Source organism: Clostridium beijerinckii (genome assembly GCF_018223745.1).
GTDB classification, from domain to species: Bacteria; Bacillota; Clostridia; order Clostridiales; family Clostridiaceae; genus Clostridium; species Clostridium beijerinckii.
The window spans coordinates 4,408,309-4,421,786 of record NZ_CP073653.1 but is presented as its reverse complement, the minus strand read 5'-3'; the positions used below and the strand labels follow the sequence as shown (position 1 = coordinate 4,421,786).

Genomic DNA, 13,478 nt, shown 5'->3' with positions numbered 1-13,478 from the left:
TGAAAAATAATAAGGCAATAATTTTATGTAATATATTTGATGCTGAACAAAATTAAATATATCAATTTATTCATTTTGGAAATATATCGGACATTAAAAAAGCAATATCTGTTCATTTTAATTAACAATTTACATATAAAATCATATTGAAAGATGATTTTAAATTGTTTAGATTTATTATATCGATTAAAAGTTATAAAGTAAATACTTTGTAAATTAGAAAGAATTATACTGTATTGGTTACGGAAAGTAGGAGGTTTAGTATGAGTAGAAGAGTAGTTATTACAGGGATTGGAGCAGTTACATCACTTGGAATTGGAGCAGATAAGCTTTGGGACTCAATAAAGGATGGAAAGTCTGGAATTAGTATGATTGAGGGAATAGATGTTTCTGATTTACCTACCAAAGTTGCATCTCAAGTAAAAGATTTTGATCCAAGTAGCTTTATTGATAAAAAAGAAGTTAAAAGAATGGATAGATTTGCACAATTTGCTCTAGCATCAGCTCAAATGGCTATGGAAGATTCGGCACTTAATTTGGAAAAAATAAATAAAGAACGTATGGGAGTAATAATTGGTAGCGGCATAGGAGGAATTGGGACTTTAGAAAGTCAGTATGATGAATTGAAAGAAAGAGGTCCTAGAAGAGTAAGTCCGTTTTTAGTACCAATGATGATAGCTAATATGGCTTCAGGACTTGTTGCTATAAAATTTGGAGCTAAAGGTTATAATGAATGTACTGTTACAGCGTGTGCAACTTCAACAAATGCAGTTGGGAACGCATTTAAAGTAATTCAAAGAAATGATGCAGATATAATGATTGCTGGTGGAGCAGAGGCTTGTGTAACGAAACTAACTTTAGCGGGTTTTTGTGCAATTAAAGCTATGACAACAAATCATGATCCGGCTACTGCATCTAGGCCGTTTGATTCAGAAAGAAATGGATTTGTACTTGGAGAAGGTTCGGGTGTTCTTATACTTGAAGAATATGAGCATGCTTTAAATAGAGGAGCTAATATAATTGCCGAAATAGTTGGATATGGGTGCACTAATGATGCGTTCCATATAACTGCTCCGGCTGAAGGAGGGGAGGGGGCTGCAAGATGTATGAAAATTGCGCTTGGAGACGCAAAGATTACACCTTCCGATATAGGATATATAAACGCTCATGGAACATCAACAAAAGCAAATGACAAAAATGAAACTATGGCTGTAAAATCTGTTTTTGGGAAACATGCGTATGAACTTGCTATAAGCTCAACAAAATCAATGACGGGTCATCTGTTAGGAGCTTCAGGTGCTATAGAGGCGATTATAACAGCATGTGCTCTAAGAGAAGGATTTATCCCTCCAACAATAAATTACAAAAATCAAGATCCTGATTGTGATTTAAACTATGTACCTAATGAAGGAAAGAATCTGGAATTTACTTATGCTTTGAGTAATTCCTTCGGTTTTGGGGGACACAATGCAACTTTAGTTTTAAAGGCATTTAATTAGTTTAAGTGATATAACGGGTTGAGTTAGCTTGTCTTATTTAAAGAAGCTCTAGTAGCGACTTTTACATTAAAATTGTTGATAGTTCATTATTTTTGTGAGATTTTACAAATGCATAAGAAAATATGGATTATTTTGTTATAATATGATAATGTAGACATAAGCAAAACAATTCAAACATAATAATCTGAAAAACAGAATTAAAGATAGGTAGAGCGTTGCTCGACCTATCTTTAATTCTTTAAGAAAACTAGATTTAAGACTAGAGATATTAGGTCAGAGTTTTAAAGAACACAACCATATATGCTATAGTCTATAATGATATTATAGAGTATGGAGTTATACTGCTTTTTGAGTGACATGCTATGATTAAGCTAATTTTAGATAGCTATATATTTAAACTCGGATGATTGGAAAATTTTCTGTGAGCGTAAATTGCAAATATGCTTAAAAAAATTAACCCTAATAATCCTTCCCCATTAATAATTTTTACATTACCAATAATAAATCCATAAGAAACATTATTATAAGAGTAGCCAAGTGTGGCTATGTTTATATTATTCCATAATATGTGCATTATACTTGGTAAAATTACATTTGGTGACATTGTATAAAGATAAGTAAAGCAATAGTTCAACGCAAAAATAGCTGCACATTGCAAAACTACATATGTAACTGCGTTAGGTAAACCAAAATGCATATTTAGAATAAAGAATGCTGGAACATAGTATAATGACCAAATGATACCCATTATAAAATTTGTTCTTTTAATACTATATCTTTTTAAAAGACGAGGTAAAAGGTAACCTCTCCAACCATACTCTTCAAATAATCCAGCTATAAAAAGTGTTAAAGAGATCAAAGTAATCTTTATAGAATCGAGAAATATGTACGATATATTTTCTGATAATACACCTTGTTTAGTTAAATATGCAGATGACCCGCATAGAAAGATCACAATTAATGGAAATGCAATAGCGAAAATTAAGCCCTTCAATGTGATTTTGTAAGTAAAGGGATTTAGTAATACTTTTAATGACCTTGATTCCATTAATATCGAAATTATAGCAGCGAAAGCTGGAATAACCATTATAATAGTTAAGGCTCCAATAAAACCTTTCGGTAAAAGTATTATACTTATAAAATAAGTTAATAAAAAAGTGATTGATAGGAATATTTTTTCGTATTTCATTTTTAAGCTCCTTTTAAAAACATAATTGTTTTAGTTCTTCGATATAATTATATTTTGTTTCGTAAAATAAATAACTTTGATTAATTATTATATCATATAGTTTAGAATATTATGTGGCAATGTTGGAATATTATATGAAAAACATGAAATGTTGCATTAGAAACTATATTTTTTGAGTTTTATTATTAAGAAGCAAAAATTTTTTATAGTCAATGCACTAATGGTTATTGAATATATATGATAAAAAGGGTATATTTAACAATTAAGTGGATAGTGTTATTATAAATATGGGATCATAAAAGAAGTCATTCTAAAGATGTACCATATTAGTCCGTGTGAATTGGACATTATAAAAAGGAGAGAGCTATGAAGAAAAAAGTGATAATAATAAATGGAACTATGGGGGTTGGAAAAAGTGCAACCTGTAGAGAGTTAAATAAAAAGTTAAAAAATTCAGTATGGCTTGATGGGGATTGGTGCTGGATGATAAATCCTTTCGTAGTTAATGAGGAAAATAAGAAAATGGTTATAAATAATATAAATTATTTACTGAGAAGCTTTCTTACTAATTCATCATTAGAATATATTATTTTTAATTGGGTTATACATATGGAAGAAATTTTTGATGATATATTAGAACCGTTAAATGATTTGAATTTTGAGATTATCAAGATAACTTTAATTTGTGATGAAGATGCTCTAAAGAAGAGAATTTTAGGAGATGTAAAGTTAAAGTTAAGGGATGAAGAGTGCGTAAGTAGAAGTGTTGAACGTCTTGATTTATATAAAGAAATGTCAACTAAAAAGATTGATACAAGCAACATTTCTGTATTGGAAACTGTAGATAAAATAATGAAAATTATTTAAAAATAAATATTATTTATTTTTGATGACATGGAATATATTTAGGGAAAAAAATGTATACTGTGTAGATACCCCATTAACTAATACTTAACTTTCTTATATTAATATTTTATAGGTGGATTATCCACCTATATTTTTTTGTAAAACTATAAAATTTAAATATAGATAAATAATGTTAAAATTATTATAATAATTATGAATAAAATGTAAAAAACAAGGCTTTTGATTAACAATGTTTTTAATAATATTATGATATTTCGAAAAAATATATAGGGGGTAGTCCTTTGTAGAGTCAAGGTTTAGAGCATATAAGGGCGGACGGTAGAGTAAAAATAAGTAAAACAGAGGAAGTTACAGCTATTTTCTTTTTAAAGAGAATCTCTAAGGGAAAACATGTTGAATAATGTCGAAAAGATGATAGTATTAAGGCATGGACTTCGTTGAAAGAGTAAACAAGTGAAGCAATTAATAAAGAAAATGTTTACTTTAAAAATTCAGAAGACAAATAAAAAAACAAAGGAGAAAAACTAATGAAGAAAGCTTTTTTAAGAAAGATAGTGACGGCTGTTATTGCTGCTACAACAATGACTAGTATTGCACCATTAGGAGTATCTGCAGCGACTACTAATTCAATGTTTAACAATTATTACAATGTATTCTCTAATGGAGGATTACAAACTGGTTGGGTTAATAACAATGGTCAATGGTCATACTTTGATAATAGTGGAGCAATGCAAACTGGTGTTATTAAAGTTAATGGTGAGACTTATTGCCTAAATCAGAATGGTATAATGGAGATTGGAAAGGTTTTAATAAACAATAGAATATATACAACTTCTCAAAGTGGACAAGTTATAGGGACTAAAGCTCCATCAAGTGATAAGGTATTCGATTCTGGAAATAACGTAGTACAAGATAATAATAAAACATCTACAGTAAAACCTTCAAATACGACAAGTACAACAGGAGGTACAACTGGAACTGTAACAACAACTAAACCCGCAACAGGAAGTACGACTGGTACTGTAACTACAAAACCTACAACAGGAAATACAAATAGTACTGGCACAACAACAACTGGAAATACAACAAATTCAGGAAGTACAACAAATACTTCTACAAGTACAAGCTCGCTAGATGTTCAGGGGTTACCTAAGTTACCAGCTAATTATTCTGTAACTGTACAAGCTGCTGCTGAACAAAAGATTCTTGAATTAATGAATGCAAAAAGAACAGAAGCGGGTTTAAAACCGTTAACATTAGATAATACTTTATTACAAGTAGCTAGATATAAGAGTAATGATATGATCCAAAATAATTTCTTCGACCATACAAATCCAGATGGAACAAAGTGGACAAATTGGTTGCAAGCAGTAGGCTATAGATACACTACAACAGGTGAAAATATAGCATACAACACATATGATGCTGTTGAATTATTTACTCAATGGTGGAACTCACCAGGTCATAGAGCAAACATGATGAATTCTTCATATACTAAAGTTGGTGTAGGAGTTCTTTATGGAAATGGTAAATACATGGGAACACAAGAATTCTCAAACTAGTAAGCCATAATAATTACATGTGGCTTATCGAAATAAAGGACAATTATTTTTATGAAAGTCCTTTATTTCTAGTTTTTGATATTTGGTTTAATCATAGAGCTTAATTTAATTATACATAATCAATGGAATTGAAATGAGGAGAATATACCCTAAAAGGTAATGTCTAAAAGACTGTGCCGTTTAGGGTATATTTTTTATCTTAATTAGTACATATGTATATAATTTTAGGTTATCCTTATTATATAATGTGATTATAATATCTAGTAAAAAGTGCGATGTTTATGGCTAATTTCGAAAGAATTTTAGCATAATATTTTAATGAATTTTTGTAATTAAATAGGGAATTTATTTGGGATTTTTCGAGAAATTAAAATATGTATTATATAAGAAGTATTTTTAAGCTTTTTATAATCATTAATTTTATTTCTCGTATAAGTATTGTAATAATAAATCTATATTTAGAATTGAAGTAAATTAAATATTAAAATAAAATTAGAGTGTAGAAATTTGATTACGCTATGGTTATATAAAAAAATAAAATGTAAGGAGGAAGTTTTATGGCTTTTGGTAAAGATTTTTTATGGGGTGGTGCTGTTGCAGCTCATCAAGTTGAAGGTGGTTGGAATAAAGGAGGGAAAGGTCCCAGTGTTGCAGATGTAATGACCGCAGGAGCTCATGGAGTACCAAGAAGGATAACAGATGGAGTGATTAAGGGAGAAAATTATCCTAACCATGAAGCTATTGATTTTTATGGACATTATAAAGAAGATATTGCACTCTTTGCAGAAATCGGTTTTAAATGCTTTAGAACAAGTATTGCGTGGACGAGGATTTTCCCTAAAGGTGATGAATTTGAGCCTAATGAAGAAGGTTTGAAATTTTATGACAATATGTTTGATGAATTATTGAAGTATGGAATCCAACCCGTTATTACGTTAAGTCACTTTGAAATGCCTTATCATTTGGTCAAGAAGTATGGAGGGTGGAGTAATCGAGAAGTTATTGGATTTTTTGTACGTTATGCAACTACTGTAATGGAGCGCTATAAGAACAAAGTTAAGTATTGGATGACTTTTAATGAAATTAATAATCAGAAAAATACTATAAATTCTATATTTGCATGGACTTGTTCAGGGATCCAGTTTAAAGAAGGTGAAAATAGAGAAGAGGTAATGTATCAGGCTGTTCATCATGAATTAGTTGCTAGTGCATTAGTAGTTAAGAAAGGGCACGAAATAAATCCTGACTTTCAAATTGGATGTATGTGTTCATTTGTTCCTATATATCCTTTCTCCTGCAATCCAGATGATATGATGCTTCAAGTTGAATCGATGCATGATCGTTATTTGTTTGCTGATGTACATTGCAGAGGTCATTATCCTTCTTATGCATTAAAAGAATGGAGTAGAAAAGGGTATGATATCAAGATGGAACTAGAAGATGCTAAAATTTTAGCTGAGGGGACTGTAGATTATTTAGGATTTAGTTATTATATGTCTGATGTAGTTAAATCAGGAGTTAATGAAGTTAATAAGGATTCGGTAAATGGAGGATCAAGTGCAAGTGTTAGGAATCCACATGTAAAAGCCTCAGATTGGGGATGGCAAATTGATCCTGTTGGTTTAAGATATTCTTTAAATTTATTATATGAAAGATATGAACTTCCATTATTTATAGTGGAAAATGGATTTGGTGCTATTGATGTTAAGGCGGCAGATGGTTCATGTAATGATAATTATAGAATAGATTATTTAAGAGAACATATAAAAGAAATGAAAAAAGCCATTGAATTAGATGGTGTTGATTTGCTTGGATACACTCCGTGGGGATGTATTGATTGTATTTCATTTACTACAGGAGAAATGAAGAAACGTTATGGATTTATATATGTGGATAAAGATAATGAAGGAAATGGAACGTTAGAGAGATCGAAGAAGAAATCATTTGATTGGTATAAGAAAGTAATTTCATCTAATGGCGAAGAAGTTTAAATAATGGACAGAGGTAGGAAGGATTAAGTTTAAAATACTGAGATCATATTAATGGTGCAATTAGAAGAACAACTGTAATTACTTAGATTAGTTAACAGAAGAAAAATATTTTTATGGTTTATATTAATAATCCATATATGATATCCTTTATAAATTTCCTATAATAAGACATTTGCAAAAATATAAATGAATTAAGAAGATTTACTTTATTGGGAATTTAAACTTATTCTTAGAATGAAATATAACGAAAGAATAATGCAGAAAAATTCAAAATAATTTAAATTAAGAAAATTTAGGAGTAGAAATATACAAAATACTGTGGTAAAATATTACTTATTTTGTTGCATATGCTAATGATAATGGATAGCTTAGGAGGATACTATTATGGAAGATAGAAGGTACCTTGAGTGCATAGAAGAGATTTCTTATATATTATTAAAAAATCATAAGGTTTTTAAGGTGAGTCAACAGTTTGCAGAAATTACGGAATATACAACTGCTGACTTGCTTGGAAAAAGTATCGCAGAGATATTTAAAATTCTAAGAGTCGGCCCAAGCGTTGATATAAAAAACATCGCTGAAAAGGCCGACTATTTTTTATTTACTAAATCTCTTGAATTTAGATCAATTTCAATAGAAATAATTAAGGAAGAAGGTAGTCAATTATTTATTATTAGAGAAAAACCAAATTCAAGACTTGAAGCTAAACATACATATTTATCGGAATTATGTAAATCAAACTTCGTGGGAGTAGCTGTTTATAGTGTTCCTGATATGATACTTATCAAGGCGAATCAGCAATATTTAGATTTCTTAGAACCTCCGTTTAATAAATCATATTATAGTATAGGAAAAAATATAGATAAGATTATATTAGGATGGAGCGGAAGTAAGGTAGAAAAGTTTTGGAAGGAAGCTATACTTACAGGAAAAGCAGTTCAAGTAAAAGAATATGAACATATTGGATATGAAAGAGGAATTACATATTGGGATTCAATAATTATTCCAGTTACAGAAGGTGAAAGTATAAAATATGTGGTAAGTAATACATATGAAGTTACAGAAAAGGTACTTAATAGAAAGAAAGTTGAAGAACAAATTGATGCCATTAACCTTCAAAACAAAGAAATGGAGGCTGTATTTGAAAGTATTCCAAATGGAGTATTCGTTAGATCAAAAGAAGGAGATATACTTCAGCAAAATGAGATATCGAGAAAATTGATTGAACACTCTAATGAGTCAAAGACTTCATATGGAAAAAATAGTGAAGCTAAATACTTTAATGAATCAGGAAAAGAAATTGATATTGAAGACATGCCATCGTTTCGCGCTTTAAAAGGTGAGAAAATTAAAAATCAACGTATTACAGTTGTAGATAACGGTAAAGAAAGTGTTTTAGATATGAGTTCTTCACCTATTTATGATAAAGAAAATACTGTGTTAATGTCAGTTACCGCCTTTGATGATATTACAGAACTTGTAAGTAATGAGAAAAAAATTAGAAATAATAGAGAGCAATTAAAAGCAATTATTGATAACATGTCTGATGGAGTTGTAGCTATAGGAAAATGCGGCAATCTGGTTATGCTTAATAAAGCAGCAGAGAAACATTTTAATGTTATAAAAATAATTGAAGGAAGAAATAAAAATGATAGTGAAATAGAATATTTTGATGTTAATATGAAGGAATTGAGGGAGGGGAGTCTTCCGTCAGATAGAATTTTAAGAGGAGAAATAATTACTGAGTATAGAATAATTATAAAGAGATATAGCGAAAATATATATATGTGTATAAGTGGTAGTCCTGTATATGATGATAGTGGTAATTTCTTATTTGGAATGATGTGTATGAAAGATATAACGGAAAAAGTTAAGCAGGAAAGGATCATAAAATCTCAACATGATTCAGTTTTGCAGGCGGAATTTGAAAGGAATGAAGCATTAGAAAAAACAATAGCTATGAAGGATGAATTTCTTTCCATAATATCTCATGAATTCAGAACACCACTAAATGTAATTAATTCAGCAGTACAAGCTATGGAGTATATTTGTTTTAATGAGTTATCAAATAATACTAAAAAATATTTGGGGATGATAAAACTTAATACATTTAGACAATTAAGGCTAGTAAACAATATTCTTGATATAACTAGTTCAAATTTGAAGAGTACTAAGATAAATAAAAAGAATATAGATATTGTTTTTTTTATAGATGCGATTGTTGAGTCTGTAAGATCATATGCTAATAAAAAAGAAATTGATTTGATATTAGAAACATCATATAAAGAATTTGTGGTCGCTATTGATAGTGAAAAATTCGAAAGGATACTTTTAAATCTTCTCTCTAATGCCATTAAATTTACTTCTAATAATAAGAAAATAACTGTACGCTTTAATACTTTAAAAGAAAATATATTTATAGAAGTAAGTGATGAAGGTATAGGTATTCCAAGTGATAAAATAGATACAATTTTTGAGCAGTTTGGGCAGGTAGATAGTTCTCTATCTCGTCAAGTGGAGGGAACAGGATTAGGATTATCATTAGTTAAGAAATTTGTTGAGGATCTAGGTGGGAGAATTTTTGTAAATAGTAAAGTTAGCAAAGGGAGCGCTTTTATAGTAATGCTACCAAATGAAAAGGTTACCGAAACATATGAGTACAGATCATCAAAGGAGTTTTTTTATAATCACATTTTAGAATCAACTAGGGTGGAATTCTCTGATATTTATCTATGATCATAAAAGAATTGCAGTAAAATTAATGGAGGAGATTTTTATGTTTATGTATGCATTTTCTATTATAATTGTTGTTGTATCAAATATGATTTATCATATTTGCTCAAAATCAGTTCCGGAGAAGGCTAACCCTTTCTCTTCTTTATTCATTACTTATTTAACTGGAGTAATTGTAGCCGCTATAGCATTTAGATTTTATAAATCAGATAAAGGATTTTTCGAATCCTTTGATGATCTGAATTGGGCAAGTATATTACTAGGGTTCGCTATTGTTGGTCTTGAATTTGGATATATAATGGTATATAGGTCCGGCTGGGATATAAGTATAGGATCTCTAGTATCTAATATTCTTCTTGCACTCATACTAATTCCAGTAGGTATAATTTTTTATAAGGAAGGTTTTAATATAAATAAATTACTAGGAATAATATTATGCATTATTGGACTAATATTTATAAATAAAAAGTAAAAATCAATCACTACAATCTTGTAGTGATTGATTTTTTTGTACTGATTAATATTTGTATAAATAGGATGGTCTAATTGTAGTGCTTATTCACATTAAAATTCATAAATATATTTTATATATACGTTGCAAAAACAATTCTTCATCATAATTCTAAAAAGATTACAAGGATTTTAGCCGCAATTGTGAATTTTGAAATGTGCATTGTGAATTGCAATATATATTTGATAAAAATTTTAATGTGCTAAGGTTATAATTTAAAAAAAGTAATCATATTAAAATACTATGAATTGAAATTTGAAAAATATATTCCTAGAATTTGCGTTGGAAAGTATTTTAATAAAATCAATACCTTAAGTTATACGAATCAAAATGAAGTTATGAAAGAGAGGAATATTTATGTTTCTGAGAAAAAATAAAATATTAGCTGGTATGCTCTCGATGTTACTATCTATATTGCTATTAAACGGTTGTGGAAGTACATCTGCAGAAATACCAACTAATTCATCAGCAGATAATCAATCATCAAGTGGTGAATCTGTATTAAGATATGCTGTAGAATCTTCACCTAAAGGTTTGTTTAGCCCATTATTATCAAATACAACGTATGATAATAATGTAAATAGCTTGGTATATTCACCATTGATTTTATTGGATGAGAATAATGATTTTAAGTCTGGACTTGCAGATAAATATGAATTTTCAGGTGATAATCTTACTGTGACATTCAATTTAAGAAAAGATGTGAAATGGCATGATGGAGAAGATTTTACAGCAGATGATGTTGCATTTACATTTACTAGTATGGCTGATCCAAAGTATACAGGATCAAGATTCAATGAAATTTCCAAAATAGTTGGTGCGCAGGATTATCACGATGGTAAAGCAGATTCTATAAGTGGAATTAAGGTTATTGATAAATATACCATAAGCTTTACATATTCTAAAGTTTATGCACCAGCATTATCAAATTTTTCACAGCGTGGAATAATTCCGAAGCATATTTGGAGTAAAGTAAATGTTGCTGATTGGGACAAACAAAGTGATTTACTTAACAAGCCTGTAGGAACCGGACCATATAAGCTTATAGATTTTAAACCAGACCAATATGTTGAATTAGCTAAAAACGATAGTTATTTTGGAGGGGCTCCTAAAATAGATAAATTTATTTTTAAGGTTGCTAATACAGAAACAGAGCTTTCAGAGTTAGCAAAGGGGGATCTTGATATTGTTGAACTTTCAAGCACAAAAGAAGAAGATTTAAAGATGTTAAAAGATGCAGGTATAAAAATAGAGGAGAAACCAAGTGCTAATTATCAATTTATGACTATGAATGGCAATAGAGATTTCTTTAAAGATAAAAGAGTACGTCAAGCAATCACTTATGCGATAAACAGAAAAGGCATAGTTGATAGTTTACTAGGTGAACATGGACAAGTAATAAATGCACCTATATCTCTAGCTGGATGGGCTTATCCTAAGTCAGGACTTAATACCTATGATTATAATGCGGATAAGGCTAAAGAATTACTAAAAGAAGCTGGATGGATTGAAAATAATGGAGTTCTTGAAAAGGATGGTAAGAAATTTGAAGTGGATTTAATGGTTCCGACAGGAAATAAGGTTCGTGAACAAAGTGCTCCAATTATTCAGCAAAATTTAAAGGATGTAGGTATCATAGTAAATATCAGCACTATGGATGTTGCTTCTGCTATGGCAAAAACTAAAGGACAAGGAGATTATGACATGGGATTATTAGGATTCACCTTAGAAGTTGATCCAGGTGATGCCGATCGTTATTGGTCTTCAAGCATTGCAAATAATTCTCAATTTAATTTTTCTAATTTTATAAATGCTAAAAGTGATGAATTTATAGAAAAGGCTGCAACTACTATTGATCGTAATGAACGTAAAGAAGTTTATGCAAAATGGGGACAATTATTGAATGATGAAGCACCATATGTATTTTTATATTCACAAAATGCTATTCGTGCTCATAATCCTAAATTGCAAGGATATAAGTACTCAGCATATTCTGTATTTCCAGACATACAAAACTGGACGATTTCAAAATAGGAAGTTACTGCGCAAGAGAAGAGCGATATAGAAGTGAAAGATAAAAATTAAAAATTTGATGTATTGGTTAGGGTAAAAGTCCTAACCGATATAATTTTATAGGGGGAGGTGATCGTTCTGAAAAAATATGTATTTAGGCGTTTAATACAAACAATACCTGTATTAATTGGAATTTCTATAATTGTTTTTATGCTTGTAAAGCTACAACCAGGAGATCCATTTTCATCTATGATGGATCCTAATCTTTCACAAGAAATGAAAGAAAAAATGTTGGAACAATTGGGATACAATGATCCCATATTAATTCAGTATTTTAAGTGGCTAATGCAAGCTTTACAAGGAAATCTTGGATATTCTATTCAATTTAAACAGCCAGTTCTAAATGTTATAGGCAGCAGGCTGGGCAATACAGTTATCTTATCTATATGTTCAATGATTCTTAGTATTTTGATAGCGATTCCATGTGGAGTTATAAGCGCCACAAAACAGTTTACTAAAACTGACTACATTGTTACAGTATTTGCATTTATAGGATTATCTATTCCATCCTTTTTCTTTGGTATGATTTTGATTAAAGTGTTTTCTGTAAATCTAGGATGGCTTCCTATATCGGGTATGGTGACTACAGGCGTTAATTTAACTGGCTTGGCATTCGTAATAGATGTTGCAAAGCATATGTTATTGCCGATGATAGTTCTTGCACTAATGAATACGGCTAGTTTAATGCGTTATACACGTTCTGATATGATTGAAATTCTAAAAACAGATTATATACGTACAGCACGTTCAAAAGGAGTTAGGAAGAGGAATGTTATATACCAGCATGCCTTAAAAAATGAACTACTGACTTTAATTACAGTAGTAACTATGCAGATACCATCATTATTATCAGGCGCTCTTCTTACAGAGACAATTTTTGTTTGGCCAGGGATTGGAAGGCTGAATTACAATGCTGTTATTAGCAGGGATTATCCACTTATTATGGGCATAGTTATGATGGTTGCAATAATAAGTTTATTTACGAATTTATTGGCAGATATACTTTATGCAGCTGTAGATAAACGTATAGAATTTGATTAAAGGAGGGAAAGT

9 protein-coding genes are annotated in these 13,478 nt (G+C 30.0%); 8 read left to right on the top strand and 1 reads right to left on the bottom strand.

Annotation, left to right across the window (positions count from 1 at the left end; genetic code table 11):
- Positions 1–263 precede the first annotated feature (263 nt).
- A complete protein-coding gene (fabF, locus tag KEC93_RS20050; RefSeq protein WP_039772842.1) occupies positions 264–1,499 on the top strand; it encodes a beta-ketoacyl-ACP synthase II in 1,236 nt (411 codons plus the stop codon).
- Between the two features lie 385 nt (positions 1,500–1,884).
- Here fabF and KEC93_RS20045 read toward each other — a convergent pair whose 3' ends face one another.
- The gene (locus KEC93_RS20045; RefSeq protein ID WP_039772841.1) at positions 1,885–2,688 is read right to left on the bottom strand and encodes a CPBP family intramembrane glutamic endopeptidase; all 804 of its coding nucleotides are present in this window, start codon (positions 2,686–2,688) and stop codon (positions 1,885–1,887) included.
- A 366-nt stretch (positions 2,689–3,054) separates the two neighbouring features.
- Here KEC93_RS20045 and KEC93_RS20040 point away from each other — a divergent pair, with 366 nt between their 5' ends.
- From KEC93_RS20040 to KEC93_RS20010, 7 genes are all read left to right on the top strand, one after another.
- Complete coding sequence (locus KEC93_RS20040) at positions 3,055–3,555, top strand: ATP-binding protein (RefSeq protein WP_012060144.1); 501 nt, start codon at positions 3,055–3,057, stop codon at positions 3,553–3,555.
- Positions 3,556–4,082: 527 nt separating this feature from the next.
- Entirely contained in the window at positions 4,083–5,117 is a 1,035-nt protein-coding gene (locus KEC93_RS20035; RefSeq protein ID WP_023973008.1) for a CAP domain-containing protein, read from the top strand.
- A 557-nt stretch (positions 5,118–5,674) separates the two neighbouring features.
- Positions 5,675–7,108, top strand: coding sequence for a 6-phospho-beta-glucosidase (locus KEC93_RS20030; protein WP_077868806.1), 1,434 nt, complete (start codon positions 5,675–5,677; stop codon positions 7,106–7,108).
- Positions 7,109–7,492: 384 nt separating this feature from the next.
- On the top strand, positions 7,493–9,844 hold the full coding sequence (locus KEC93_RS20025) for a sensor histidine kinase (RefSeq protein ID WP_077868805.1): 2,352 nt from the start codon (positions 7,493–7,495) through the stop codon (positions 9,842–9,844).
- 40 nt (positions 9,845–9,884) lie between these two features.
- Positions 9,885–10,313 carry an EamA family transporter gene (locus KEC93_RS20020; RefSeq protein ID WP_041899076.1) on the top strand — a complete coding sequence of 143 codons (429 nt, stop codon included), beginning with the start codon at positions 9,885–9,887 and terminating at the stop codon, positions 10,311–10,313.
- A 396-nt stretch (positions 10,314–10,709) separates the two neighbouring features.
- Positions 10,710–12,386, top strand: a complete 1,677-nt coding sequence (locus KEC93_RS20015) for a peptide-binding protein (RefSeq protein WP_077868804.1) — start codon at positions 10,710–10,712, stop codon at positions 12,384–12,386.
- Between the two features lie 108 nt (positions 12,387–12,494).
- Positions 12,495–13,466, top strand: coding sequence for an ABC transporter permease (locus KEC93_RS20010; RefSeq protein ID WP_041899072.1), 972 nt, complete (start codon positions 12,495–12,497; stop codon positions 13,464–13,466).
- The last annotated feature ends 12 nt before the right edge of the window (positions 13,467–13,478 follow it).

Bases quoted from the DNA above. Each gene is read 5' to 3' on its own strand.
- fabF (WP_039772842.1), top strand. From the start codon at position 264: ATGAGTAGAAGAGTAGTTATTACAGGGATTGGAGCAGTTACATCACTT.
- KEC93_RS20045 (WP_039772841.1), bottom strand. From the start codon at position 2,688: ATGAAATACGAAAAAATATTCCTATCAATCACTTTTTTATTAACTTAT.
- KEC93_RS20040 (WP_012060144.1), top strand. From the start codon at position 3,055: ATGAAGAAAAAAGTGATAATAATAAATGGAACTATGGGGGTTGGAAAA.
- KEC93_RS20035 (WP_023973008.1), top strand. From the start codon at position 4,083: ATGAAGAAAGCTTTTTTAAGAAAGATAGTGACGGCTGTTATTGCTGCT.
- KEC93_RS20030 (WP_077868806.1), top strand. From the start codon at position 5,675: ATGGCTTTTGGTAAAGATTTTTTATGGGGTGGTGCTGTTGCAGCTCAT.
- KEC93_RS20025 (WP_077868805.1), top strand. From the start codon at position 7,493: ATGGAAGATAGAAGGTACCTTGAGTGCATAGAAGAGATTTCTTATATA.
- KEC93_RS20020 (WP_041899076.1), top strand. From the start codon at position 9,885: ATGTTTATGTATGCATTTTCTATTATAATTGTTGTTGTATCAAATATG.
- KEC93_RS20015 (WP_077868804.1), top strand. From the start codon at position 10,710: ATGTTTCTGAGAAAAAATAAAATATTAGCTGGTATGCTCTCGATGTTA.